26 protein-coding genes and 1 riboswitch are annotated in these 24924 nt (G+C 44.9%); of the genes, 6 read left to right on the top strand and 20 right to left on the bottom strand.

Annotated elements, in window-relative coordinates; genetic code table 11:
• Positions 1 to 222 precede the first annotated feature (222 nt).
• Positions 223 to 1824 (bottom strand): tetracycline efflux Na+/H+ antiporter family transporter Tet(35), encoded by a 1602-nt coding sequence (gene tet(35) / locus GXP65_RS19180; RefSeq protein ID WP_005427522.1) that lies wholly within the window; start codon positions 1822 to 1824, stop codon positions 223 to 225.
• Positions 1825 to 1933: 109 nt separating this feature from the next.
• Positions 1934 to 2114: riboswitch (Lysine riboswitch) on the bottom strand.
• Between the two features lie 601 nt (positions 2115 to 2715).
• Between tet(35) and GXP65_RS19175 the strand changes: the two genes are divergently transcribed.
• Complete coding sequence (locus GXP65_RS19175) at positions 2716 to 3123, top strand: H-NS family nucleoid-associated regulatory protein (RefSeq protein WP_005427520.1); 408 nt, start codon at positions 2716 to 2718, stop codon at positions 3121 to 3123.
• 128 nt (positions 3124 to 3251) lie between these two features.
• Here GXP65_RS19175 and GXP65_RS19170 read toward each other — a convergent pair whose 3' ends face one another.
• Positions 3252 to 4556, bottom strand: coding sequence for an inosine/guanosine kinase (locus GXP65_RS19170; protein WP_005427518.1), 1305 nt, complete (start codon positions 4554 to 4556; stop codon positions 3252 to 3254).
• 116 nt (positions 4557 to 4672) lie between these two features.
• Positions 4673 to 4942 carry a hypothetical protein gene (locus GXP65_RS19165; protein ID WP_005528818.1) on the bottom strand — a complete coding sequence of 90 codons (270 nt, stop codon included), beginning with the start codon at positions 4940 to 4942 and terminating at the stop codon, positions 4673 to 4675.
• A 190-nt stretch (positions 4943 to 5132) separates the two neighbouring features.
• On the opposite strand from GXP65_RS19165, the gene mnmA reads away from it, so the two are divergent.
• The 3 genes from mnmA to purB all read left to right on the top strand — a co-directional run bounded on the left by mnmA (position 5133) and on the right by purB (position 8427).
• Positions 5133 to 6275: a tRNA 2-thiouridine(34) synthase MnmA gene (gene mnmA / locus GXP65_RS19160; RefSeq protein ID WP_005437208.1), complete on the top strand. Its 1143-nt coding sequence runs from the start codon at positions 5133 to 5135 to the stop codon at positions 6273 to 6275.
• Between the two features lie 10 nt (positions 6276 to 6285).
• Positions 6286 to 6903, top strand: coding sequence for a high frequency lysogenization protein HflD (gene hflD / locus GXP65_RS19155; RefSeq protein WP_162093506.1), 618 nt, complete (start codon positions 6286 to 6288; stop codon positions 6901 to 6903).
• Positions 6904 to 7056: 153 nt separating this feature from the next.
• Positions 7057 to 8427 carry an adenylosuccinate lyase gene (gene purB, locus GXP65_RS19150; RefSeq protein ID WP_005378198.1) on the top strand — a complete coding sequence of 457 codons (1371 nt, stop codon included), beginning with the start codon at positions 7057 to 7059 and terminating at the stop codon, positions 8425 to 8427.
• A gap of 276 nt (positions 8428 to 8703) precedes the next feature.
• On the opposite strand, the gene GXP65_RS19145 is transcribed toward purB, so the two are convergent.
• From GXP65_RS19145 to htpX, 9 genes are all read right to left on the bottom strand, one after another.
• Entirely contained in the window at positions 8704 to 9222 is a 519-nt protein-coding gene (locus GXP65_RS19145; RefSeq protein WP_038889519.1) for a DUF3833 domain-containing protein, read from the bottom strand.
• A 17-nt stretch (positions 9223 to 9239) separates the two neighbouring features.
• A complete protein-coding gene (locus tag GXP65_RS19140) occupies positions 9240 to 9833 on the bottom strand; it encodes a chalcone isomerase family protein (RefSeq protein WP_045368520.1) in 594 nt (197 codons plus the stop codon).
• Positions 9790 to 10305, bottom strand: a complete 516-nt coding sequence (locus GXP65_RS19135) for a DUF2878 domain-containing protein (RefSeq protein ID WP_162093505.1) — start codon at positions 10303 to 10305, stop codon at positions 9790 to 9792. Before GXP65_RS19135 ends, GXP65_RS19140 begins: the two co-directional genes overlap by 44 nt.
• 6 nt (positions 10306 to 10311) lie before the next feature.
• On the bottom strand, positions 10312 to 11568 hold the full coding sequence (locus GXP65_RS19130; protein ID WP_162093504.1) for a cyclopropane-fatty-acyl-phospholipid synthase family protein: 1257 nt from the start codon (positions 11566 to 11568) through the stop codon (positions 10312 to 10314).
• Complete coding sequence (locus GXP65_RS19125) at positions 11562 to 12383, bottom strand: DUF1365 family protein (RefSeq protein ID WP_162093503.1); 822 nt, start codon at positions 12381 to 12383, stop codon at positions 11562 to 11564. The genes GXP65_RS19130 and GXP65_RS19125 overlap by 7 nt, the downstream gene beginning before the upstream one ends.
• Position 12384: 1 nt before the next feature.
• Positions 12385 to 13695 carry an NAD(P)/FAD-dependent oxidoreductase gene (locus GXP65_RS19120; protein ID WP_162093502.1) on the bottom strand — a complete coding sequence of 437 codons (1311 nt, stop codon included), beginning with the start codon at positions 13693 to 13695 and terminating at the stop codon, positions 12385 to 12387.
• 12 nt (positions 13696 to 13707) lie between these two features.
• Positions 13708 to 14433 (bottom strand): SDR family oxidoreductase, encoded by a 726-nt coding sequence (locus GXP65_RS19115; protein ID WP_162093501.1) that lies wholly within the window; start codon positions 14431 to 14433, stop codon positions 13708 to 13710.
• Positions 14430 to 14849, bottom strand: coding sequence for a nuclear transport factor 2 family protein (locus tag GXP65_RS19110; RefSeq protein WP_005427506.1), 420 nt, complete (start codon positions 14847 to 14849; stop codon positions 14430 to 14432). The genes GXP65_RS19115 and GXP65_RS19110 overlap by 4 nt, the downstream gene beginning before the upstream one ends.
• A 231-nt stretch (positions 14850 to 15080) precedes the next feature.
• Positions 15081 to 15950, bottom strand: coding sequence for a protease HtpX (htpX, locus tag GXP65_RS19105; protein ID WP_005528841.1), 870 nt, complete (start codon positions 15948 to 15950; stop codon positions 15081 to 15083).
• A gap of 359 nt (positions 15951 to 16309) precedes the next feature.
• Between htpX and GXP65_RS25095 the strand changes: the two genes are divergently transcribed.
• Positions 16310 to 16477: a hypothetical protein gene (locus GXP65_RS25095; RefSeq protein ID WP_010449198.1), complete on the top strand. Its 168-nt coding sequence runs from the start codon at positions 16310 to 16312 to the stop codon at positions 16475 to 16477.
• Positions 16478 to 16572: 95 nt separating this feature from the next.
• Here the strand turns inward: GXP65_RS25095 and bioD are convergent, their stop codons facing one another.
• The 4 genes from bioD to bioB are packed head-to-tail and all read right to left on the bottom strand — an operon-like array spanning position 16573 to position 20249.
• Complete coding sequence (bioD, locus tag GXP65_RS19100) at positions 16573 to 17256, bottom strand: dethiobiotin synthase (RefSeq protein WP_162093500.1); 684 nt, start codon at positions 17254 to 17256, stop codon at positions 16573 to 16575.
• Positions 17253 to 18059 carry a malonyl-ACP O-methyltransferase BioC gene (gene bioC / locus GXP65_RS19095; RefSeq protein WP_162093499.1) on the bottom strand — a complete coding sequence of 269 codons (807 nt, stop codon included), beginning with the start codon at positions 18057 to 18059 and terminating at the stop codon, positions 17253 to 17255. Before bioC ends, bioD begins: the two co-directional genes overlap by 4 nt.
• The gene (gene bioF / locus GXP65_RS19090; protein WP_162093498.1) at positions 18059 to 19210 is read right to left on the bottom strand and encodes an 8-amino-7-oxononanoate synthase; all 1152 of its coding nucleotides are present in this window, start codon (positions 19208 to 19210) and stop codon (positions 18059 to 18061) included. The genes bioC and bioF overlap by 1 nt, the downstream gene beginning before the upstream one ends.
• Positions 19197 to 20249: a biotin synthase BioB gene (gene bioB, locus GXP65_RS19085; protein WP_005378222.1), complete on the bottom strand. Its 1053-nt coding sequence runs from the start codon at positions 20247 to 20249 to the stop codon at positions 19197 to 19199. The genes bioF and bioB overlap by 14 nt, the downstream gene beginning before the upstream one ends.
• A gap of 130 nt (positions 20250 to 20379) precedes the next feature.
• Here bioB and bioA point away from each other — a divergent pair, with 130 nt between their 5' ends.
• Positions 20380 to 21657, top strand: a complete 1278-nt coding sequence (gene bioA, locus GXP65_RS19080) for an adenosylmethionine--8-amino-7-oxononanoate transaminase (protein WP_162093497.1) — start codon at positions 20380 to 20382, stop codon at positions 21655 to 21657.
• Positions 21658 to 21796: 139 nt separating this feature from the next.
• On the opposite strand, the gene GXP65_RS19075 is transcribed toward bioA, so the two are convergent.
• From GXP65_RS19075 to serS, 4 genes are all read right to left on the bottom strand, one after another.
• A complete protein-coding gene (locus GXP65_RS19075; RefSeq protein ID WP_162093496.1) occupies positions 21797 to 22063 on the bottom strand; it encodes a DksA/TraR family C4-type zinc finger protein in 267 nt (88 codons plus the stop codon).
• A 136-nt stretch (positions 22064 to 22199) separates the two neighbouring features.
• Complete coding sequence (locus tag GXP65_RS19070; RefSeq protein WP_162093495.1) at positions 22200 to 22631, bottom strand: hypothetical protein; 432 nt, start codon at positions 22629 to 22631, stop codon at positions 22200 to 22202.
• Positions 22625 to 23290 carry an ATPase gene (locus GXP65_RS19065; RefSeq protein WP_240335015.1) on the bottom strand — a complete coding sequence of 222 codons (666 nt, stop codon included), beginning with the start codon at positions 23288 to 23290 and terminating at the stop codon, positions 22625 to 22627. Before GXP65_RS19065 ends, GXP65_RS19070 begins: the two co-directional genes overlap by 7 nt.
• Positions 23291 to 23562: 272 nt before the next feature.
• Complete coding sequence (gene serS, locus GXP65_RS19060) at positions 23563 to 24870, bottom strand: serine--tRNA ligase (RefSeq protein ID WP_045378081.1); 1308 nt, start codon at positions 24868 to 24870, stop codon at positions 23563 to 23565.
• Positions 24871 to 24924: the final 54 nt, after the last annotated feature.

The following is a 24924-nucleotide window of genomic DNA, read 5'->3' as shown; positions in this document are numbered from 1 at the left end:
ATCATAGAGTTAGCCCATCGCGTTAAAACCTGCAATTAAAGTTCCTTATAATTCATAAAGTTAAAATAGGCACACCCTTTGCTTATATTCCTTTGCTTACATTGATGTGGACTTAATAGGTTATCCCCAAAACGCGATTTGCCCCCCTCACCATAAATCGCGTATAAAAAAGCTCCGCTAGCAATAGCGGAGCTTCCTCTTTTATACGCTTAATAAAGCTAACTACGCGTTCTGGCAGGATGCCATTTTAGACTTCGACAGCCACGACAGAATCGCACAAACGATAACGAAAGTGATCGATGCAGCGATGAAAGAGAACGCGATCGATGCAGTCATACCCAGCGTGATAAAGCCAATACATGACACAAACGCCACTGATAATGCATAAGGTAGCTGCGTCGATACGTGATCGATGTGGTTACAGCGTGCACCTGTTGACGACAGAATCGTTGTATCTGAAATTGGTGAACAGTGGTCACCAAATACTGCACCAGCTAGAACCGCACTTAGCATTGGTAGCATAAGTGCCACGTCTGTTGCGCCAGCCATGTCACCCGCGATTGGAAGCATGATACCGAACGTACCCCATGACGTACCTGTAGAGAACGCCATTAGGCCAGACAGCAAGAACAGGATAACTGGTAGCCAATGTGGGTTGATGTTGCCTTGCGCCATTGTAGATAGGTAAGAACCCGTCTTCATGTCACCGATAACTGAACCAATAGTCCAAGCGAAAACAAGGATAAGGATTGCACCAAACATTGACTTAGCACCAATCCAAAGCGTGCGTGCAATCTCAACCATTGGTAGGCCTTGCTTAATAACAGTGAACAACGCAACTGCTAGACCAAGTAAACTACCGTAGATTAGAGAAGTACCAACATCCGTGTTTTCAAACGCACCCAGCAGCGCAAATTCTTTACCATCTGCTGCTAGCGCTTGACCACCGGTGTAAAGCATTGAAGCAATAGTCGCCACAATAAGCGTTACGATAGGAAGAATTAGGTCAGAAACCTTACCCTTCTCGCTTTCACGAATATCTAGCTCTTCGTTTAGGTCGTGTGCTTCTTGTGAGTCGTTCTCTTTATCTTTATCAAAACCACGGCCTTGAGACGCTGCGATTTCATGTTCACGCATCTTACCGATATCTAGACCAAACCACGCGACTGCAAATACCATTAGTAGAGCAAATACTGCGTAGAAGTTCATAGGAATAAGACGAACGTAAGCACCAAGCGCCGAGTATTCAGTGATGCCGTGTGACACCAAGATACCACCGATGATGGTAATGATGTACGCACCCCAACTAGAAGCTGGCATGATCACACACATTGGTGCAGCGGTTGAGTCAAGGATGTACGCAAGCTTAGCGCGAGAGACGTAGAAACGGTCAGTCACTGGGCGAGAGATCGCACCAACAGCAAGACTATTAAAGTAATCGTCGACAAAAATGAATACGCCAAGGAAGGCTGCAAGAAGTTTAGAGCCGCGTTTACTTTTTACTCGTGTTTGCGCCCATTCAGCGAAAGCGCGAGTACCACCAGAAAGAGTTAACAGTGCTGTTGTCATACCTAAAAGGATTAGGAAGCCAACAATGCTCATGTTCCAAGTATTAATACCACCGTCTTCAATAAAGACAGAAGAAACTTGAGAGCTAACATAACCTACCGTGTTACCGATAGACCAATCGTTAAGTAGCACCGCACCCAGTACGATACCAACACCAAGAGAAACTAAAACACGTCGAGTTAGAATCGCCAGCGTCAGTGCGACAATAGGCGGTAATAACGAAACAGGAGAATGTGCAAAATCTATTAAATTCATGATCTTCAAAAACCAAAGTTTGGCTAGAGATCTACTGCAGACAAGTCACGTAGCATACGGTACGTGCTCATGTTGAACTTAGCGACAGGGAAGCGAACACTCCACCCAACCCTACAGTAGCGCTCCATAGTTTAATGTAAATATACTATGGCAGTGTTGTTCCTTTCAGAGACAACCCCAGCAAGTGGCTTCGATAGGCCACCTACTTCGGCAATCCTCGCCTTCCACTATTATTCATTGGCATCACCCCAATAATAGCTACTCTTCGAGACTGCACCTCTACGGCAATAACAAACATTTAACTGTCAATCGTACAAATTAACAACAATTTGTCTGCAATATTGCATCAGGTGACAGCCATTGTACTCATGAGGCCTACCAATGCAACACATCAAACTAAATTAAATGAATAAATAATCGCACTTTCGATTTATAAATGGAATGTGATCAAATCATACATTACGCAACTGCAATCACTTCGATGTTGTCGTTTATGAAACTTTATTACTACTATTAAATTCGTCATAGTTTTACGTGTAACAATAAATGAAAGAAATATGAAGACAACAACATTCACAATCTCCCCCTTCTCTGTCAGAAAAAGAGAAATTAAATTCAAGCGATAAATAAACATGAAGGTGATCGAGAAAAAGATGGTATCTATAAAGAGAAAAGTGTTGGAAATGACTAATTAGATTTCAAATTGATTAATTAATATTGTTTCGCCCCCAAAAAACTAAAGAAATTTAATCTAAATCATGAATTAGCATTTGCACATATGAGAAAGATAAAGTTAAATATAAGGACACTAATTTTTAAATCTAGATTCGCATTTTATTTATCGTCTCGATAAGCAATGTAGAAACTTTTAACCTATTAATAGGAATCGTTATGTCTGAGCTGACTAAAACACTTCTAAATATCCGTAGCCTCCGTGCATTTTCTCGTGAGCTAACTCTAGAGCAATTGGAAGAAGCTCTAGATAAACTAACTATCGTTGTTGAAGAGCGTAAAGAAGCAGAAGAAGCAGACCGCGCAGCACAAGCTGAGCAAGAAGCGAAACTAGCAGCTATCGCAGAAAAAATCGCTCAAGACGGTATCGACGTTGAAGCGCTAATTAGTGCACTTGCTGGTGAAACAAAAACTAAAGCAAAATCTAAGCGTGCTCCTCGCCCTGCTAAGTACAAATATACTGATACTAACGGCGAAGAAAAAACTTGGACTGGCCAAGGTCGTACACCTTCTGCAATCCAAGAGCAACTTGATGCAGGTAAATCTCTAGACGATTTCCTAATCTAATAATAGATTTATGAAATTTAAAAAGGTTCCCTAGTGGAACCTTTTTATTTATAAATAGATACAAAAATGGCGCATTCAAAATGCGCCATTTTTCGTATGTGATAGGTTGGCTAATTCAACATAATAAATTAACGTTCCCAGTATGCTTCTTCCAAGCTATCTTCACGCTCAGGAAGGCCACGAGATAAACGTGGAGAATGCTGTACTAGCACCTCATAACTCGCACGGTTTGCATATTTACAAACTTGAGAGAATGAAGAGTAAGTTAAATACTCATTATTGTGCTTGCTTGAGTTAGGCACATTTTCTTTGTGGTATTTATTTGCAGCCATATCGTGCAGAACCGCAGACAATGCTGCATCACCTGCACCATTGGTGTTCTTAATCTTTTCAGGACCACCCATGTAAGGCGAGATGTGCGAATATATTTTAATTGCGTTTTCGCATGAGTCTTTCTTCGCTGGTCGGCTAAATTCGTAACGGTTGAATTCCGCAATAGAGCCAGGAAGCAAAGGTAATGACGTTTCACGCTTAGCGCTGTCTTCAGTGTAACCTGCCATAAATAGGCCAACAGGGCCTGCTGTACAAAGTACTAGGTCAGCCCATTCAAGCGTTTTATCTGAAGCAGCTAATGGGTCAGATTCACCCGTTAACGCTTCTGCTTCATCTTCATTCATTGCTACAACAGATACGTTGTCGCGAATAAACTCTTGCCAGAATGTTGGATCGTCTTGAATAACGAATTTAGTACCTAGTGTTAATACCACTGGAACATCGTGTTTCTTCGCGTATTCAATCGCGCGCATCGTTGCTTCAGGCATTGGATCGCCTTCTTTACAACGAACTAGGTACGCAGTAAGAACCAGAGCAGATGCACTCTTGAAGATTTTCTCAGGGATATTGTCTGGGTGAAGTTGGTTCATTTGGCCTTCGCTGATTGCGAAAGTACGTTCACCATCTTCAGTAATAAGAGCGAAACAACGACCAATTGCACCATCAACGCCTTGTAGGTAGTTCAGGTCCATACGACTAGATGTGTTACATAGGTAACGGTAACCGTAGCTGCCGATTTTAATATCTTGGCTCATTACACCTAAAAGCGTCGAACGGTCATCTGCCAATACTGAGTAGTTATGTAGCGTGTTACCGATCGTACCGCCTGCATACTCGTTAGTAATTAGGCAATCTTCTTTTAATTGTTGGTAAAGTGCTTCAGCTGTCGCATCATCGATTACCAATGAGTGTCCTTTACTCAAACCGTACTTTTCAATCACTTCCGTTGTCACTTTCGCTTCAATATCAACCAGCGTTTGATCAATGCCGATGATATGAGTGCGCGTCATCTTCTTGCTTTCTTGTGCTTGGCTCACTAATGGGTCGCGAGCATGAACAGGAAAATAGTGCTTGGATTTGCGTTGTCCAGGAAATTTCATATTGTTAGTCTGAGTAAGGGATGAAAAGGAGAACGGATTCTATACCGCTGACAATAAAGCAGCAATAAAAGCGAGTATAGCAAACGTTTGCACCCTGCTTTTTATTTTCTAACGCTCTATTCGCCTTCCATGAAACCTAAATCTGGCAGCTGTTCGAGGTGTTCGGTATAGCGTTTTAGATTGAACTCACCACCATTTTTCATTACGTCAAAAATCTCAATCGACATTGCACAAGCCATCATTGCAACGGCATCTTCACGTGGCGTACCTGTCATCATTAGTCGCATTAGGGTTTCTTTTACTTTTATTGGGTTGCCATCTTCGAGCTGGTTTTCAACAATTTCAATCAACTCAGCTTCTTGCATAAATTGGTTTTCTTCGGTCATTTGATATTTCCTCTTGGATTTTTGCCAACTATGCCATATATAACCCTTCTATACTTATCGAATTCTCACACACGGTTTGTTTTCGGTGAAATTTACATCAAAATCGAAGTGTGATTTCGATCTCGGATCTGTCCCCGGTCAGTGGATTCTGGTAGAATCTGCGTCCCGTTAATTTTAGTGGTGTTTAGTAATGTCTGATAACAGCCAAAAGAAAGTCATCGTCGGTATGTCCGGCGGCGTTGATTCATCTGTTTCTGCGTATCTTCTAAAGCAACAAGGCTACCAAGTAGAAGGCCTGTTCATGAAGAACTGGGAAGAAGATGACAACGAAGAATATTGTACAGCAGCAGAAGATCTTGCTGATGCTCAGGCAGTATGTGACAAGCTAGGCATTCACCTACACACCATCAACTTTGCTGCTGAATACTGGGATAACGTATTTGAGTACTTCCTTGCTGAATACAAAGCAGGCCGTACACCAAACCCAGACATTCTTTGTAACAAAGAAATCAAGTTCAAAGCATTCCTAGAATTCGCTGATGAAGTGCTTGACGCTGATTACATTGCAATGGGTCACTATGTGCGTCGCTCTTTCCCTGAAAACGCTTTACCTGGTGAAGAACAGGAAAAACCACAAATGCTACGTGGTCTAGATGGCAACAAAGATCAAAGCTACTTCCTGTACACATTAAGCAACGAGCAAATTGCACGTAGCCTATTCCCTGTCGGTGATTTAGAGAAGCCAGAAGTACGCCGCATCGCAGAAGAGCAAGATCTGATCACGGCGAAGAAGAAAGACTCTACGGGTATTTGTTTCATCGGTGAGCGTAAGTTTACGGAATTCCTAGGTCGCTACCTTCCAGCTCAACCAGGCAACATCGAAACGCCTGAAGGCGAAGTGATTGGTCAACACCAAGGCTTGATGTACCACACATTAGGTCAGCGTAAAGGTCTGCACATCGGTGGCCGCAAAGGTGGCGGTGGTAACGAAGACCCATGGTTCGTTGGTGAGAAAGACCTAGAGCGTAACGTTTTGATTGCCGTTCAAGGTAAAGACCACCCAATGCTTAAATCAGAAGGTCTACTTGCATCACAACTTCACTGGGTAGATCGTGAGCCAATTCGCGATGTTATGAAGTGCACAGTGAAAACTCGTTACCGTCAGGAAGATATTCCTTGTACAATCATCCCTATCGATGATGAAAACATTAAAGTGATCTTTGACGAACCACAAATTGCTGTCACACCAGGTCAATCAGCTGTGTTCTACAAAGATGACGTGTGCCTAGGTGGCGGCATCATCGAGCAACGCATTAAATATTCTCAAGCTTAGGAGTCGTTACGTGGCGAATACACTTTATGACCGTACTATCGCTTTTGCAGGTATCTGCCAAGCTGTTGCTCTAGTTCAACAGGTAGCGAGAGACGGACATTGTGATCAAGATGCCTTTGAAACGTCAATTAACGCCATTTTGAATACTAGCCCAGCGAACACCATTGGTGTTTTCGGTCGCGAAGCCGACCTTAAGCTGGGTCTTGAATGCTTGGTGAAAGGGATTGATAGCACCCCATCGGGAAGTGAAGTCACTCGCTACATCATCAGCCTAATGGCATTAGAGCGCAAGCTATCGGGTCGTAACGATGCAATGTCACAACTTGGTGATCGCATCCAAATGGCTCAGCGTCAAACGGAACATTTTGAATTGCTAGATGATCAAATGATCAGCAACCTAGCAAGCATTTACTTGGATGTAGTCAGCCCTATTGGTCCTCGTATTCAAGTAACTGGTACTCCATCTGTACTGCAACAAACCTCTAACCAGCACAAAGTTCGTGCGCTGTTGTTATCGGGTATTCGTAGTGCAGTACTTTGGCGTCAAGTTGGCGGTAAACGTCGCCACCTAATCTTCGGACGCAAAAAGATGGTAGAGCAAGCGGAAATCCTTCTTGCTCGAATGTAATAAGGTATCTAGTAAGCAGCTCGCGTTTATCGCGAGCTCATTTTTTTAGACCAAAACAAATCTCGCGCAAACGTTTGCGCAATATTCGTGACAATTGCCACAGTTATTGGTATAAAGCTCACGAAATTTAGAAACCCAATTCAGGAGAACATCATGGAACTGTCAGCATTGACTGCTGTTTCACCAGTAGACGGCCGTTACGGAAGCAAGACAATTGCGTTACGCGAAATTTTCAGTGAATACGGTCTACTAAAGTACCGTACTATCGTTGAAATCCGCTGGCTACAAAAGCTTGCTGCTACTGCTGAAATTGCAGAAGTGCCAGCGTTTAGCGCAGAAGCAAACCAATTCCTAGACGACCTTGCTGCAAACTTCTCTGAAGAAGATGCACGCCGTATCAAAGAGATCGAGCGTACAACTAACCACGACGTTAAAGCGGTTGAGTACTTCCTAAAAGAGAAAGTAGCAGACGTTCCTGAACTGCACGCAGTAAACGAGTTCTTCCACTTTGCATGTACTTCTGAAGACATCAACAACACTTCACACGCTCTTATGCTTAAAGAAGCGCGTGAGAACGTGATTCTTCCAGAAATCCGTAACCTAATCGACGCTATCAAAGCACTAGCAGTGGAATACCGCGATATTCCTCTACTATCTCGTACACACGGTCAGCCTGCTTCTCCATCTACTATGGGTAAAGAAATGGCAAACGTGGCGTACCGTATGGAGCGTCAATTCAAGCAAATCGAAAACGTTGAGATCCTAGCGAAAATCAACGGTGCAGTAGGTAACTACAACGCACACCTTTCTGCTTACCCAGAGCTAGATTGGCACAAGTTCTCTGAAGAGTTCATCACTGAGTCTCTAGGCGTTACTTGGAACCCTTACACAACTCAAATCGAACCACACGATTACATCGCTGAGCTGTTCGACGCTATCGCTCGTTTCAACACTATCCTGATTGACTTCGACCGTGACGTTTGGGGTTACATTGCACTAGGCCACTTCAAGCAAAAAACCATTGCTGGTGAGATTGGTTCTTCAACAATGCCTCACAAAGTTAACCCAATCGACTTTGAAAATTCAGAAGGTAACCTAGGTCTTGCGAACGCTGTATTCGGTCACCTAGCACAGAAACTGCCTATCTCTCGTTGGCAACGTGACCTAACTGACTCAACGGTTCTACGTAACCTTGGGGTTGGTGTTGGCTACGCAATCATCGCTTACACTTCTACGCTTAAAGGCATCAGCAAGCTAGAAGTAAACCGCGAAGCACTTCTTGCTGAACTAGATAAGAACTGGGAAGTACTAGCAGAGCCAGTACAAACAGTAATGCGTCGTTACGGCATCGAGAAGCCATACGAGAAGCTAAAAGAGCTAACTCGTGGTAAGCGTGTAGACGGCGAAGCAATGCGTAACTTCATCGACGGTCTTGAGCTTCCTGAGCACGAGAAAGCACGTCTGAAAGAGATGACGCCAGCAAACTACATCGGTCAAGCAATCGAGCTGACAGATAAGCTGTAAGAGAATCGAGAATCGAGAATCGAGAATCGAGAATCGGATAATTTTGAGGGTTGACGTGAAAGCGTCAACCCTTTCTTCGTTTAGGGGGAACGGGATTCTCCCTATGGAACGCTAAGCTTCAGGATAAGGGATAAGGGATAAGGGATAAGGCTCGGTTATAGCCATTCTAGATGCAACTGCTATCCACACACCAAATTCATCTTCCTTTCGCTAAACTTACCGCGCCTCAATCTCGACTCCTTAAGCGAAGTGCTCCCGCATCTCGTTTCTTTATTTCTATTGCCTCTGGAAGAAAAGAGTAATCGTCCCTACTTCAACGCCAAACTTCTTAATCTTGGTAAGGTTAAACACGTGCATATCATCCTGGCGGTACAACCAATCATCGAACGACACCGTGATGGTTGAATCATCCATTTTCAGCTCGAAGTCGTATTGCCATTGCAGCGCATTACCCATCTCTTTACCAGTGGCAACACCAATAATGTCGTCCGCTTTACCTTGATAAGTACCGTCTTCGAGTTTAGTAATGACCCATATACGCTGGTCGAGCTCGCCATCATCAAAGACAAAGTCTTCCACCAGCGTTAGTTCATTACCTTCAACCGTCCCGACAATGTCGACTTCAAATCGGCGAGTTTGTTTCTCAGTGTAGTCCTGCACCATTCCCCAGGCCTTGACGTCACCTTCGAAGTAGCCAAACAGGTCAAAGGCTGGTGATGCCGCTTGATAGTTATCAATATCAGCAGAGCAAGCGCTAAGAAGCGTTACCGCAGCAATCACTGGTGCTTTGAGCATTCGTTTTAATAATTTCACTACCTTACCTGCCCTATCAGTTGTTTACGAAGTTTAGGAAACTCTGTTTTCGGTGATAACCAAATCGAAAGAAACGCATCATTAAGCCGCTCATCTTTCACATATCCGACGGTTTGATACGGTTCACTCCCGGCTTTGCGATAAATAAGCTGACCGTTTGTACCATCAGTGAGGTAAGTCAACTCATCGCCTTTCTTAATATCAGGGAACATAGTGTTCAGTTCAGAAATCCACTGCTGACGATAAGCTTGTGTAAATCCTAGTTTCTGCCACTGTTCATCCGTCACATCGAGCAGCTGCTCTTTGCTAATATCACGCTGATAGTTAATCTCTAAAGCAAAGGGGTGGGGAGAAACATCATTAGACACCAAATACTGTCCATCGGGCGCTTTAAGGCGGGACTTGTAGATATCAAAAACAAACCAAGTGAGTTGAGCTTCGCCGACCGTTTGCCACTGTTGCCAATTGCTAGTGGTTATTGTCTCACTCGAACCCACCACATTTTGAGCTTGCAAAGGCACCGCACAGAACAAGGAGGCAGCCATTACACTACTGGTCAGCTTCCGTTTCCAATTTCTCTTCAAGCTTTTCATTTCCGTACACCTTGAGTATCAAAAGCATCATTACACACCATTCGACGAACAAGATCGTAAGTGTGACGCCAACGCTAAATCCAAATTCAACGGCTTGGAGTTTGTAGCCAGCAAAATAGCTCGCTGTCCCTCCGATACCGCTTACTATTGATACGTAGGTTTTTGGGAAACGGTACAAAATTGACTTGAGTTGGTAGGCATACCAAGAGAACAAAACCCACAAGCAAACAAGCCAGATCGGCAACCAAGAGGTTGGGAATATAAAGATGGAAAATTGCTTGTTGAGGGTGTCTAGCACCAAACCAACGGATACAATCGTGGTGATATTCTTGAGAGCAGAAGGCTCTACTCTCCAGCAGTATACAAGGGTAAGCAACGTGAGCACGAAAGTCAGCCACTGCCATTGATAGGTCCCAAGCACTGCGGCAAACCAGCAGAGTTGGAACCATGTCGATGCAACAAACACTCTCATAAAGAACTACGGACGCTGAAACGTCATGTGAACGGCACTGATCGTGCGAGCTAAAAAGCCACCCTCACAGTAGCTTAAGTAATACCGCCACATGCGCACGAAGCGATCGTCGTAACCAAACGAGCGCACTTCACTCTCAGCTTGATTAAAGCGATGATGCCACTCATTAAGCGTTTTGGCGTAATCAAGCCCGATATCGAACAGATCTCGCGTAACCAAGTCACTGTACTTCGTCGTTGCTTGAGTTAGCGAGGTAACTGAAGGTAAGAAACCTCCTGGGAAAATATACTTCTGAATAAAATCGACATTATTGCTGTAGTAATCATAGCGCTGGTCGGCAATCGTAATCGCTTGAATCGCCATCAAGCCTCCCGATTTCAACAAGGATTCGCACTTCTTGATGTAAGAAGGCAGAAACTGCTTACCCACCGCTTCAATCATCTCTATTGAAACCAGCTTGTCATAGGTTCCCGTTAGATTACGATAGTCCTCTTTGAGCAAAGTGACTTTGTCTTCTAAGCCACGCTCTTTGATCTTCTGTTCCGCGTACGCATGCTGCTCTTCAGAAATGGTTGTCGTCGTCACTTGGCAGCCATATTGTTCAGCCATGTAAATCGCCATTGCACCCCAGCCGGTGCCAATTTCGATTACATGATCACTAGCTTTCAGCTCAAGTTGCTGACACAGGCGATCCATTTTGTTGATTTGTGCCTGCTCTAATGAATCATCCGCTTCGTTGTACAACGCTGACGAATACAGCATGTTGGTATCCAGGAATGCTTCATAGAGGTTGTTACCCAAGTCGTAGTGAGCATGAATATTCTTACGGGAGTTTTCTTGCGAGTTACGGTTGCTCCAATGGCTAAACTTATAAAGCAGTTTTGTTAGCCAGCTGCCTTGCTCTTCGAGTTTATCCAGTGCACGCATGTTGAGAGCCATCAGCTTCATCAATGCCGTCAAATCTGGGCTATCCCACCAGCCGTCCATGTAAGCTTCACCTGCGGCAATACTGCCGCCTTGTAAAATTCGAGAGTAGAAGCCTGGATGTTTGACCTCAATCGTCGCCACAACTGGTTCACCATTATATTCCCCATTTGGCGTTGAGAACCTCTCACTGCGCTCTGTCGTTTCTGTTTTGAAGCTCTCAATAACCGTTAAGCAGCCGATTTCCATCTTTTGAAGACACTGAAATAGAACTCCACGAGCCGCTTTTTGCGTCGTCGTCAATTCACGTGGCATTGCCATAGAAGTTGTGTTTAACATGCAGAGTTCTCCTTGTGCTTATTATTCTTTTCGTCTTTACTCACCGACTCGGCTCCCGTCTTTTTTGGTTGAGCATATTTAGGGTGTGAGTAAAAAGGCGCGCCTTTGACCCAAAGTTTTAGAGCGTGCCAGTAAATACCAACCATGACTTTTACCGTTTGAATCGGCGTAACGATCAAGCACTTCAATAAGGTTTTACTTGAAAGTGGCTGAGCTTTCATCGCCATGGTGGCATCAAAATGTTTTTCACCTTTGTGGCATTCAAGATGGATATTCAACTTGTCTGTCAAAGGTTTGATTTTCCAATGGTAGCGTTGGTCGATTGGGTTAAACGGCGAGACATGAAACGCTTTGTCTTGCTCCCAACCAAAATTTTCATCCTGTTCGTTTGCCGCTATCACGTAATAATGACGTTCATTCCAAGGCGTGTTGCTGACCTCTGCCAGCAGGTACTTCCACTCGCCCTCCTTGTCATAAACATAGTAGAAATTAACCGGACTGAAATAGAGCCCTAAGTAACGTAGGTGACAAACGGCAACCACTTTTCCCGTCAAACGAACACCTGTTAGCGCTTCCAGTTTGTCTTGAACGGCTGACTTAATGCATCCTTTACCACCAATGTAATCACTGCGCTTAAAACGTGCCCAATGCCACCAGCGTGACCCAAAGCCCCAAACATTTTTCTCCAGCGCCTCGAGTTCATCTACGTCGATGGCTGGCATGAATAAGGAGTAATTCAACTCATGACTCACAGGCGTGAATCGACGGTGGCGAACATTGCCTATAAACAATCGGCTGTTCATCTGGCTACTCATATCACGCCGCGCCTTTTTCAAAAGGCACCACTTTTTGCTCGCGGTATTTTTCTTGTAGCCCTTGAACGACATCAAGCGCGCTACGAACACCATCTTCATGGAAGCCGTTGTACCAATAGGCGCCACAGAACCAAGTACTCTTTTTGCCTTGGACTTCATCTTTTCGTTGCTGTGCGGCAATAGACTCCGTGGTAAATACAGGATGATGGTAAGTGAATGAGCGTAGAATCTTGTTTGGATTGATTTTTTTCGTACTGTTCAACGTGACACAGAAAGTATGCTCAGACTGAATGTGTTGCAGTATGTTCATGTTATAAGTCAGAGAAGGCAGACGCTCTTGCTCTTCTTGACTGCCATCAAGTAGGTAGTTCCACGCCGCCCACGCCGCCTTGCGTTTAGGCAACAGGCCAATATCCGTATGCAACACGACTTCATTAGCTTGATACGTCATATCCCCCAATATTTCCTGCTCGGTAGAGCTTATATCGCCCAGCATTCGCATTGCTTGATCACTGTGACAAGCGAAGATAACGTCATCAAACCAGTGCGTCTCACCATGAACTTCAATACCAACACCGTTATCAGTACGGATGACTTTTTCGACTGGGCTGTTAAGACGAATATTATCGGCAAAACCTTTGGTCAACGGTCCAATGTAAGAGCGTGAACCGCCTTTTATCACATACCATTGCGGGCGGTTTGTGATATCTAACAACCCGTGGTTGAGGAAGAATCGCAAGAAGAACATTAACGGGAATGCGCGCATGTCTGCCAAGGTCGATGACCAGATTGCAGCACCCATTGGTAATATGTAGTTATCAGTAAAAAATGGACTGAAGTCGTGTTCGTCAAGAAACTCACCCAGCGTCTGAGAATCTGTCGATTTATCGTTAGCAAAGCTTTTCGCCAGTTTGTTAAAACGAAGGATCTCTGAGATAAAGCGGTAGAATTTTGGGTTTGCCCAGTTTCGTTTTTGAGCAAACAGTGTCGACACGGTGTGACCGTTGTACTCCAAACCATTACCGTCGTTTCTGACGCTGAAGCTCATTTGCGTCGGCAAACCTTCGACACCAATTTCGTTCATCATTTTGATGAAGTTTGGGTAAGTCCGGTCATTGTATACAATAAAGCCGGTATCTATCGCGTACTCTTTTCCGTCAACGCTCACGTCAACAGTCGCCGTATGCCCACCTATGTAGTCGTTCGCCTCGAACAACGTTACGTCATGTTCTTTATGCAAGTAATAGCCACAAGTGAGACCAGAAATCCCGGTACCAACAATGGCGATTTTCTTTCTTCCTGCAACGTTCATGCTTCTTCCTTCTTATGATACGAGTTTTGCGGTTAGCCGTGCTTGCCAGCTGTAGGGAAGCAGCGAGATAAAGCGCAAAATGCCAGTGAATCTCGCTGGGAAATAGATATGGCTTTTGTTTGCATCCAACTGCTTGCGGATGGCATCAGAAGCCTGCTTTACCGATACAATCATCGGCATATCAAAAGTGTTTTTGTCAGTGAGAGGCGTTTCAACAAAACCAGGGAAAACTGTGACGACTTTGATCCCTTTCTTCTTCAAGTCGACTGCAAGCGTGCGCGCGAAATAACTCACCGCAGCTTTGGAGGCGCCGTAAGCCTCTGCACGAGGCAGTGCGACTTCCGATGCAATGGACCCAACAATTACGACGCGATGACCACGTTCAAAGCGAGGCTGACAAGCTTCAACACAGTTAGCTACACCAACCACATTTACGTTCATAACGCGCGCCATGAGTTTCGCGTCAACAACGCCGTCGTCCATGTATTCGCAGTCGCCAGCGTTGAAAATCCAGTTTTCAGGAATAAAGGGCAATTCAGACAGTGTTTGGAGCGTTTCCTCATACTGCGTCACATCAAAACGTAAGGTTGAGATGTTCTTCGACGCGTCCACAAGCTCTGTCAATACGGCCTCATTGCGTCCACAGGCAATCACCTTCCAACCTGCATTTGCGTAGTCCAATGCAAGTTGTCGACCAATACCCGAGGTCGCCCCTGTAATCAGTACCGAACCGCTCATTGTCCTAGCCTCTGTTTAATGGTTCTAACCACAGAGCCAAGCAGAGGAAGATTTTCGTAGAGCATTTCACCCAAATCGAAATAGTCTCGATGATAAATAACCTGTCCATCACGGAACTTGAGATGTGAGACACCATTTACCGAGATAGGCGCGCCTTTCTGAAGTTTTGGGTGTTGTAAATCCATCGTCCAAGTGAGGAAGCCAGTTTCCCCGACTTGCTGATGGTCATGAATGACGAAGTCACAACGAATGACATTAGTATAAAGTGATTGAAAATAATCAGATAACGCAGGCCACCCTTCTAAACGATGAGCAGCATCTTCAAACACCACGTCTTGGTGATAAACCCCTTCGAGCAAATGCAAATTCGCCTTACTCAGCTTTTGATAAATGTTGCCAACTGACTGAATGTCCATTCTTTCACTCCCATACCGCTTCAACAGTTGTACAAAAATATTGTATGTACAAGATAGACTAATCGAGAAAAGTTGTACAAAAATATTTTTGTATAACTTTGTTTCTGTAAAGTGATACGTGACGAGATCCAGTAGCGATCAATAGGCACAAAAAAAGGCTTGGTCAAAAAACCAAGCCTTTTCAGGATATTAAATTTAGTTACTGAACAATTAGTCCAGCCTATTTGACGACTAGTATTGTTGGCTACGTAGTGCCGAAATACGCTTGTCTAGCGGTGGGTGGCTCATTAGAAGCTCAGTCATCGAACGCTTACCGTTGATACCAAATGCCATCATTGTGCCATCTAGTTGCGATTCGTGACTCATTTTCAGACGCTCTAGCGCAGCAATCATCTTCTCTTTACCCACTAGCTGAGCTGCACCAGCATCTGCATGGAATTCGCGGTGACGGCTGTACCACATGGTTAGGAAGCTTGCTAGGAAGCCAAATACCAACTCAAGCACCATAGACACACCAAAGTAAACCATCATGTTGGTGCCCTGGCCTTCCTCATCGTCGTTAGAAGCAACAATGTTGGCAATGAAGCGTGATAGGAAGATAACGAAGGTATTCACCACACCTTGCATTAGCGTCATGGTAACCATGTCACCATTCGCAATGTGGCTCACTTCGTGCGCTAGTACCGCTTCTGCTTCATCGCGAGTCATGTTATGTAGAAGGCCTGTAGAAACAGCAACCAATGAATCGTCACGCTTTGCGCCTGTTGCGAATGCGTTGATGTCTGCCGCTTCGTAAATCGCGACCGTTGGCATACCAATGCCCGCTTGCTGAGCTTGGCGACCAACTGTTTCAAGAAGCCAGTGCTCTGTCTCGTTACGAGGGCTTTCGATGACCATGCCACCCACAGAGCGCAGAGCCATGCCTTTCGACATCATTAGCGAGATAAACGCGCCACCAAAACCAAACACGGCGGCCATGACAAGTAGACCAGACAGACTGCCTGGCTGCATTCCAGTTACAGCGTAAACAATATTCAGAACAACACTAAGCACTAGCACGACTGCTAGGTTAGTTGCTAGGAATAACATAATTCGCTTCATTACTTTTCTCCGGGGAAGCTTATCGTTTTTTCAAAACGGATTATTATATGGAACAGGTTTTTTATAAGTAACAGAACGCTTAGAAAGCTAGTCCCGCTTAGTTTCGTGCTCCGTTGCGTTATAGATATAGTCTATCCGCGATAAAAACAAGGTTAAGCAATAAATTGCAACATTTGTTTTCGAGACTGAAATAATACAAACATTTTACCCGCTTAAAAACAGCATCTTAGCGCCAGTATAGACTTTGGTCTTATTGTGCGACTATCTGTACGTGCTAGATTCAGCTTAGATGAACGAAACGGGGCGAGCTTTAAGGACAATAAAGCAGTTCCAAACTTCCATGTCTTGAGGGAAAAATCATGGTAGAAACTAACGACTATCAAATGGCTATCGATCTACTTTGTTGTCATCTAGGTATCTCAGAGGATGAGGCAAAACAACAACTTGGTATTTCAACTGACGCTCACATGTCAAAGCGCGTTGCTGAAACACAGCAAGCTTTGATGGGGCTTAGCCAAGAGAAATAAACTGAGCGTCGGATCTTACGATTAGACACAAAAGTTTACACGAGAAAAGGGCTGCATTGCGCAGCCCTTTTTGTATTTATCGAATCGCGAAGCCTTTATGCGTTTAGCAACGACTCAACGTTAATGTATTTGCCTAGATCTTTACGCTTCGCACTTGGAATGTATGGGATCTCACCAAGTTTTGGAGCATCTAAACGATCTTCCAGCATATCGATGATCTCTGCATAGTGCTCTGTGCCTGGGTTAACACGGTTCGCTACCCAGCCAACGAGATTCAAACCATCCGCTTTGATGATCTCTGCCGTTAACAGTGCGTGGCTCAAACAACCCAGCTTGATACCTACAACCAGAACTACCGGAAGCTGTTCTTGCTGTACCCATGTCGACAGGCTGTCTGTATCAGATACAGGCACACGCCAACCACCAGCACCTTCCACAAGAACAATGTCAGATTGCTCTTTATGGTGAGCCAATTTTTCGCTCAGTACTTCGTATTTAATTTCTACATGTTCGTGCTTAGCGGCGATGTGAGGAGAAGCGGGTAATTCCAAGGCGTATGGGTTTACATCGTCGTACGCGATATCTAGTGTTGCCGCTTTCTGCAGATGCAATGCATCCGAGTTACGCCAACCTTCCGCCGTCTTGTCGCTTCCCGCAGCCACTGGCTTGTAACCAATGGTGTTAAGCCCTTTCGCGCCAAGTGCTTGTAAAATAGCTTTAGACGCTACCGTTTTTCCTACATCAGTATCCGTACCAGCAATAAAAAATGCATCAATCATTTAACTATGACTCCAAAACAAACCTGATAACTTGCAGGTAGAAGACCTTGATCGTTTCTAAATGCTTGGTACTCGCGCTCAACTTGCAACAAGGTGCGACGACTCGTCAGACCATGTGAGCGCCCGCTTACGTGATTTGCACCAATGCCTTTGAGATCACGCATGACAGAAAACGCTGAATCGTACCAAACTGTGATGGGGGTCAAGTCTAGATGATGGTTGTAGCACCAAGATTGCGCTAACGCAATTTTTACCTGATTGTGGGTAATAAAGTTATTCACGTGTTGATATGTATCAATTTTTGACCACGCCTCTCGCAACTCATAAAGTGAGCCATCGGCTAATGTTGAGAAACACCCCGCCCCACCGGCCTTTAAGACGCGACGAATCTCTCTTAACGGGTAGCTTAAATCCACACACCATTGCAAAGCCAAACTTGAAAAAACGTAATCGAAGCTCTCATCATCAAATGGCAAGTTTTCGGCATCAGCTATTTGGTACTGCATTTGCTGTGTACCACAACGCTGCTGCGCTTTATCTAACATCGCTTGAGAGATATCGCCGCAAATCACTTCTGCGCCACGTTGTTGGAGCAGTTGAGAGAAGTAGCCTGTACCACACCCCAAATCTAAGACGCGTTTTCCCGTTAAGTTTTCAGGAAGTTTATCAAGCAAGCGATGTCCAACATCACGCTGAAACGCCGCGTGTTTGTCGTACGTTTCTGCTGCTTTTCCAAACGAAGAGGCGATCGCTTCTTTGTCTTGGTAAAAGCTCTCCAATGTCATATTTTCTGCATTATCCATTACAGCGCCCCTAATGCTTGCTTCAATGCCATTGAAAGCGTTTTAATTTGTTCGTTGGTGTGATTGGCTGTGAGCGTAATTCGAAGACGAGATGTTCCTTTAGGTACCGTAGGTGGACGAATAGCAGTCACCCAAATGCCGTTCTGTCGACAAGCACTTGCAACCTGCAAAGCCAGTTCAGATTCACCAATCATAAAGGGCTTAATCGAGGTTTGGGTTTCGACAAAACCGTCGAGATCTTGAAGACCATCTCGATATACTTCATTTAATTCCGTAAGCTTTTCGCGTCGCCAAGACTGCTCTTGAATCATCGAGACTGCATGAGTCAACGCATACGCTTGTGCTGGCGGTATCGCTGTGGAATACACATGGTGACGAGCAAACTGAGTTAAAAAGTCCCCCGTTGCGTGGTCACATAAGATAGCCGCGCCGGACATACCGAAAGCTTTGCCAAAAGTAACGATCAACAACTCAGGCTTAACTGTAGCCAGCTCGCAAGAACCACCACCGGATTCACCAAGGACGCCAATACCGTGTGCATCATCGACGGCGAACCAAGCATCGTGGCTGCTTGTAACTTCTGCGATATCAGCAAGTGGTGCACAATCCCCGTCCATACTGAATACCCCTTCAGTTACGACCAGATAATTGTCTTCGCTATTCAGCAGCGATTTTAGGTGCTCGATGTCGTTATGTTTAAAGCGCTTCATTTTAGCTGGCGACAACATCCCTGCCTCCATCAAAGAAGTATGGTTCAAACGGTCTTGAATGAGTACGTCTGATTTTTCTAGCAAGGTGAATAACAACGCTTGATTGGCACTGAATCCAGAGCCAAACAGGATTGCCCGTTCGTAACCCAGCCATTCGGTCAATGCAGCTTCTAAATTACTATGCGCCGCACTAAAGCCTGTCACCATTGGAGAGGCGCCGCTACCGCTGCCGTATACACTCAAACCTTGTTGCCAAGCACGAACAAGCGCTTGGTCATTGGCCAAGCCTAAGTAGTCGTTACTTGAGAAGTTGATGTAGCGTCTGCCTTCGTACTCCAAAATCGATTGGTTGCCGGAAAACACCACATTCATCGAACGATTCAGCCCCTGCGCTTTACGGTCGGCAAGGGCGGACTCGATACGAGATTTAAACGCTGGCATCGTAGAAAAGGTCGTCTTTTGTTGGACGAGCAGCAACACGCTCTACAACGCGATCCAGCAGCTCGTTTTCTTCGATTTCATCAGGTTTTTGAGACACTTCTTGGCTGTTAATGCCGAGCTTATTGAACAACATCATGTCTTTATCTTCAGAAGGGTTTGGCGTGGTCAGAAGTTTGCAGCCATAGAAGACTGAGTTTGCACCCGCCATAAAACACAGCGCTTGCATTTGTTCGTTCATGTTTTCACGGCCAGCCGATAGACGAACCGCTGATTGAGGCATCATGATACGTGCAATCGCAATCAAGCGAATGAAATCGAACGGCTCAACATCGTCCACCTCTTCCAGAGGTGTGCCTTTCACCTTAACCAACATGTTGATTGGCACGCTTTCAGGATGCACTGGCAAGTTAGCTAATTCAACCAACAAGCCCGCTCGGTCATTGGCACTCTCACCCATACCGATGATGCCACCAGAACAAATCTTCATGCCGGCATCACGAACGTGAGACAAGGTATCTAAACGGTCTTGATAGGTACGTGTGGTAATGATGTTGCCGTAGAACTCAGGTGAAGTATCTAGATTGTGGTTGTAGTAATCCAAACCTGCAGTTGCCAGTTGCTTTGCTTGGTCTGGCGTCAACATGCCTAACGTCATACACGTTTCTAAACCCATGCCTTTCACGCCTTTGATCATGTCGGTCAAGTGCGGCATATCACGCTCTTTAGGGTTCTTCCACGCTGCGCCCATACAGAATCGAGTAGAACCAGCATTTTTGGCTTTTTGCGCAGCATCGAGTACGCGTTCTACTTCCATCAGACGCTCTTTTTCTATGTCTGTGGTGTAACGAGCACTCTGAGGACAGTACTTACAATCTTCCGGACAAGCACCTGTCTTAATCGAAAGAAGCGTGCTTACTTGAACATGGTTGGTTTGTTGGTATTGACGATGAACAAGCTGTGCTTCGAATAGCAGATCCATGAACGGTTTTTCCATGAGATCGCGCACTTCAGCATGCGTCCAGTTATGACGAACTTCCACGTGTATTCCTTTAGTCACTTTTTTTGTTGTGTTGACAGTCTACTGAGTCTCGATAAACTGTCAACACAACACCAAACAACAAAGTTTACATCTGTTTATTTTTTAATCTTAATTACTATTGGAATAGCACATGGATCTCGCCTTCGACCGCCAGCACATCTGGCATCCCTACACTTCGACGTTGACACCTCTGACCTGCTACCCAGTGGCATCGGCAAGTGGTGTCCACATTAAATTGGAAGACGGGACAGAGCTTGTCGATGGTATGTCTTCTTGGTGGTCAACGATCCACGGCTACAACCACCCGCACTTAAATCAAGCGGCTCACCAGCAAATCGACCAGGTGTCGCATATAATGTTCGGCGGGATAACCCACCAGCCAGCAATCAGTTTGTGTAAGAAGTTATTGTCCCTTGCACCAAGTAACCTTGAACATGTCTTTCTCGCTGATTCTGGCTCCGTTGCCGTAGAAGTCAGCTTGAAGATGGCGTTGCAATATTGGCATGCGAAGGGCGAGCGCCGACCGAAGTTTCTGACTTTGCGACACGGTTATCACGGCGACACCTTTGCGGCTATGTCGGTCACCGATCCTGATAATTCCATGCACTCTCTCTACAAAGGTTTTTTGCCTGAGCATATCTTTGCCCAGTCACCTACTTGTGGCTATTGGGATGAATGGAAGCCGGAAGATCTTGCCGACTTTGCGCACAAGATTGAAACGCATCATCAAGAACTCGCTGCGGTGATCCTAGAGCCGATCGTTCAAGGCGCAGGCGGTATGCGTATCTACCATCCAGAATTTCTCAAAGGTGTACGTAGGCTTTGTGACAAATACGGCTTGTTATTGATTGCAGATGAAATCGCAACCGGATTTGGACGTACCGGCAAATTGTTTGCCTGCGAACATGCAGACATTCAACCAGACATTTTGTGTGTTGGTAAAGCACTCACTGGCGGTTATATGACCCTCTCTGCGACCCTAGCGAGCAAACACGTCGCGGATACTGTTTGTGGTGGTGATGCTGGTTGTTTCATGCATGGCCCAACCTTTATGGGTAACCCGCTCGCCTGCGCCGTGGCCACCGCAAGTTTAGAATTGATAGAACAAGGTAACTGGCAGCAACAAACCCAGCAAATTGAAACGCTGTTTTCTGAGCTACTGCCAAAACTGAAAAAATACGACTTGGTCAAAAGCACCCGTTGGTTGGGTGCCATTGGCGTTGTAGAAACACACCGCCCAGTGAATATGGAAACCATCCAAGCACTGTTTGTTGAGCACGGTGTTTGGATTCGTCCATTTGGCAAACTGATTTATATGATGCCGCCATTTATTAGCAAGCCGGAAGATATTGAGAAGCTAGTTAACGCAATTGATGCTGCGCTTCAACGTCAAGATTGCTTCGCTTAATGCGTTCTCATTAAATTTAAAGAATATTTAAAAAATAAAAACAAGAACGGTTTGAGTATACCAGTCAAACCGTTTTTACTATTTAGAGCAATATTATTAAGCGTCGTACTGATAATCTAAATGCCACTGCGAAACATGATTAGCGTAATTGGCTATCTTTACTTGCTCGTCGATTAAATAACGCTTGGCGTTGAGACACCAATTCGATTGTTGACTGACATTCGATACATAAACGAACGCCTTTCATGGCTATTCGACGCGCTTCAGGAATTTCATCACCACACTCATCGCAGTAATAGGCGCTCTCACCCTTTGTGATATTGCCACGAACACGGGAAATTTCGTCGTCTATTGTGTTTTGAATTTGTTGGCTGACGCTATCGTCGTTTGCCCACCCTACGGCCATAAGCCCTCCTCGTTACTTGAATGAGAAAATCTACTTACCGTGGTAAGGTGGATGATTATATCGATTACAAATAACAAGATAATTAGGGTAATTTCGAAAACACTATTACACCTTGGTAATAATTTTCTGTCATCGGTTAATCGCTACTCTCTTGAAAAAGCAGTGCGAGGTTACTCATACTCCCTTCCTCACACTCAAAATATTGCGTTTGCCCTGACTGCTTCAACGTGACACTGAGTATCTTCTCTACCTCATTAAACTCCTCGCTAAAGTACTCACTGACTTTTATGACGCGCTCACCAATACTAAATTCCAGTGACTTCTCATCTACCAATGCTCGGTGATAATGCTCGACATGATAATCTAGAGGTTTTATCCGCTGTAAAAGTGGGCTTTTATTCGCAATGGACGTGTAAATGATAAGCCCGCCTTTGGCTTGCTCTATCGAAATACTAAAGTTCATAGTTTCATTCACTGAGCATTCAAAGACCTTTTTTGGCGAGGTATCAGCAAGAGTAAACGTGCTCATCATGGCAACACTTAAGGCCACCAATCGTTTCATTACCATTCAGCCAACACAGTAAATAGCGCTTGCTCAGACATGCGAGTTAATACATAGCCGTGTGAAGAAGAATACGAGCCACTGAGTACACTATTCTCTTTCTCAATAACGATATCCTCGATGCCGTCAGCGTTGTAATCCCCTTTTGCCACAATCGTAATGACTTGAAAACCATCGGTCGCGTCGAAGTACTCTGCTCTCACCGGACTGGCGACCTGAGTTCTTTGGATACGGTCCACTTCATCCCACGTTAATAGTGTCTTTACTTTCTCAGCGCTCTCGTTAGAAATAACAAAAGCAAGCGCACTTGGAGCTAAACTAGGAAAGCGATCATCTAACTTAAATTTCGATATATATGAGCGCTTAGAGGCAGCTAACTTTGCCATCTCACTCCATGTTTGGCACTGCGTTAAATACGCTTTAAACGCACCATATTCATAAGCTTTAGCCGCAGTAAAACCAGCTGAGCTTGCATTAGCTAAATCTTTGCAATTAGACACCGATTTTGTGTCACCAGATACACGTCTCAACTCAAGCCCATAGCCCCAATCGAGCGAGTTACGAAGTTGCATATTTTCTTTGGAAGGTTTCGCTAGTTCGCGCGCGAAAAAGCGGTCTGTTCGCTCACTATCTAAGTATTGAGGTGGGATAAGTTCACTTGCCATAACCTTCCCGAAAACAAGCAAGGTAAGCGCAAAAATAACACGTAATAAAAGATGATTTACTGGCATAACATTTCACAACAAAGACAGATGAGGACGTTAGCTTGTCACGTGAAAAACCGCTAAGAAAAATATCATTTATCTCGTACTGCCAGATTCTGGGCGAGCTCGTCACTAATGCGTGTGCTAATTACATAACAACGTATTTTCACTCGACGCAGATAACAAAAAACCCAGCACTGAGGCTGGGTTTTGGTGTTCTATTGGTTAATGAATTAACCGATGTGCGTTGCGCCCGCCATGTACTTCTGAAGTACTGTAGGGATTGCAATGCGGCCGTCTGCTTCTTGGTTGTTCTCTAGGATAGCAACCATTGTACGACCTACAGCAAGACCAGAACCGTTTAGCGTGTGTACAAGCTCAGGTTTCTTCTCGCCTTTGCGACGGAAACGCGCTTGCATACGACGAGCTTGGAAGTCCCACATGTTTGAACATGAAGAGATTTCACGGTACGTTTCTTGAGCAGGAACCCACACTTCTAGGTCGTAAGTTTTACGAGCGCCGAAGCCCATATCACCTGTACATAGAACCACTTTACGGTAAGGAAGTTCTAGAAGTTGTAGAACTTTCTCAGCGTGACCTGTTAGCTCTTCTAGCGCGTTCATTGAATCTTCTGGTTTAGTGATTTGTACTAGCTCAACTTTGTCGAACTGGTGCATACGAATTAGACCACGTGTATCACGACCGTAAGAACCTGCTTCAGAACGGAAACATGGTGTGTGAGCTGTCATCTTAAGTGGTAGATCCGCTTCGTCAGAGATCGTATCACGAACTAGGTTCGTTACAGGTACTTCTGCAGTAGGGATTAGAGACAGTTTACGTGGCTCTTCGTCGTTTACTTTTTCTACTAGTGGCTCAGTGTGGAAAAGATCTTTACCAAACTTAGGAAGCTGACCAGTACCGAATAGGCTGTCAGAGTTTACTAGGTAAGGTACGTACATTTCTGTGTAGCCGTGCTCTTCAGTGTGAAGATCCAGCATGAACTGAGCGATTGCACGGTGTAGACGAGCAAATTGGCCTTTCATCACGATGAAACGTGCACCAGTGATTTTAACTGCGCTTGCGAAGTCTAGACCGCCACCCATTTCGCCTAGGTCAACGTGGTCTTTTAGTTCGAAGTCGTAAGTCTTAGGCTCACCCCAACGAGAGATTTCAACGTTGTCATTTTCATCTTTACCATCTGGCACTTCATCATCAGGGATGTTTGGTACAGAAAGCGTGAATTCGTCTAGTTGAGCCATTACTTGCTCAAGTTCAACTTTCTTCGCATCAAGATCGCTACCTAGAGTACCGATTTGTTTCTTGATCTCTTCTGCGCCTTCTTTGTCGCCAGCCGCCATTTTTTGGCCGATTTGCTTGGAGATGGAGTTACGCGTGGATTGTAAATTTTCTACTTCTACTTGAATGGACTTACGTTGTTCTTCAAGTTTACGAATAGTCTCTACGTCTAGCTTAAAGCCACGACGCGCCAGTTTAGCAGCTGTTTCATCCAGCTCTGTACGAAGTAATTTAGAATCCAGCATTGTTAATCCTATGCTTTTTGTTGTGAAATCACGCGCACTTTCCAAGGCGTGCGC

The sequence above is a fragment of the Vibrio sp. LB10LO1 genome (assembly GCF_010092875.1).
Lineage (GTDB): Bacteria > Pseudomonadota > Gammaproteobacteria > Enterobacterales > Vibrionaceae > Vibrio > Vibrio campbellii.
This window is presented reverse-complemented; position numbering and strand designations above follow the sequence as displayed.

Bases quoted from the DNA above. Each gene is read 5' to 3' on its own strand.
- GXP65_RS19175 (WP_005427520.1), top strand. From the start codon at position 2,716: ATGTCTGAGCTGACTAAAACACTTCTAAATATCCGTAGCCTCCGTGCA.
- GXP65_RS19170 (WP_005427518.1), bottom strand. From the start codon at position 4,556: ATGAAATTTCCTGGACAACGCAAATCCAAGCACTATTTTCCTGTTCAT.
- GXP65_RS19165 (WP_005528818.1), bottom strand. From the start codon at position 4,942: ATGACCGAAGAAAACCAATTTATGCAAGAAGCTGAGTTGATTGAAATT.
- mnmA (WP_005437208.1), top strand. From the start codon at position 5,133: ATGTCTGATAACAGCCAAAAGAAAGTCATCGTCGGTATGTCCGGCGGC.
- purB (WP_005378198.1), top strand. From the start codon at position 7,057: ATGGAACTGTCAGCATTGACTGCTGTTTCACCAGTAGACGGCCGTTAC.
- GXP65_RS19145 (WP_038889519.1), bottom strand. From the start codon at position 9,222: ATGCTCAAAGCACCAGTGATTGCTGCGGTAACGCTTCTTAGCGCTTGC.
- GXP65_RS19140 (WP_045368520.1), bottom strand. From the start codon at position 9,833: ATGAAAAGCTTGAAGAGAAATTGGAAACGGAAGCTGACCAGTAGTGTA.
- GXP65_RS19135 (WP_162093505.1), bottom strand. From the start codon at position 10,305: ATGAGAGTGTTTGTTGCATCGACATGGTTCCAACTCTGCTGGTTTGCC.
- GXP65_RS19130 (WP_162093504.1), bottom strand. From the start codon at position 11,568: ATGTTAAACACAACTTCTATGGCAATGCCACGTGAATTGACGACGACG.
- GXP65_RS19125 (WP_162093503.1), bottom strand. From the start codon at position 12,383: ATGAGTAGCCAGATGAACAGCCGATTGTTTATAGGCAATGTTCGCCAC.
- GXP65_RS19120 (WP_162093502.1), bottom strand. From the start codon at position 13,695: ATGAACGTTGCAGGAAGAAAGAAAATCGCCATTGTTGGTACCGGGATT.
- GXP65_RS19115 (WP_162093501.1), bottom strand. From the start codon at position 14,433: ATGAGCGGTTCGGTACTGATTACAGGGGCGACCTCGGGTATTGGTCGA.
- GXP65_RS19110 (WP_005427506.1), bottom strand. From the start codon at position 14,849: ATGGACATTCAGTCAGTTGGCAACATTTATCAAAAGCTGAGTAAGGCG.
- htpX (WP_005528841.1), bottom strand. From the start codon at position 15,950: ATGAAGCGAATTATGTTATTCCTAGCAACTAACCTAGCAGTCGTGCTA.
- GXP65_RS25095 (WP_010449198.1), top strand. From the start codon at position 16,310: ATGGTAGAAACTAACGACTATCAAATGGCTATCGATCTACTTTGTTGT.
- bioD (WP_162093500.1), bottom strand. From the start codon at position 17,256: ATGATTGATGCATTTTTTATTGCTGGTACGGATACTGATGTAGGAAAA.
- bioC (WP_162093499.1), bottom strand. From the start codon at position 18,059: ATGGATAATGCAGAAAATATGACATTGGAGAGCTTTTACCAAGACAAA.
- bioF (WP_162093498.1), bottom strand. From the start codon at position 19,210: ATGCCAGCGTTTAAATCTCGTATCGAGTCCGCCCTTGCCGACCGTAAA.
- bioA (WP_162093497.1), top strand. From the start codon at position 20,380: ATGGATCTCGCCTTCGACCGCCAGCACATCTGGCATCCCTACACTTCG.
- GXP65_RS19075 (WP_162093496.1), bottom strand. From the start codon at position 22,063: ATGGCCGTAGGGTGGGCAAACGACGATAGCGTCAGCCAACAAATTCAA.
- GXP65_RS19070 (WP_162093495.1), bottom strand. From the start codon at position 22,631: ATGGTAATGAAACGATTGGTGGCCTTAAGTGTTGCCATGATGAGCACG.
- GXP65_RS19065 (WP_240335015.1), bottom strand. From the start codon at position 23,290: ATGGCAAGTGAACTTATCCCACCTCAATACTTAGATAGTGAGCGAACA.
- serS (WP_045378081.1), bottom strand. From the start codon at position 24,870: ATGCTGGATTCTAAATTACTTCGTACAGAGCTGGATGAAACAGCTGCT.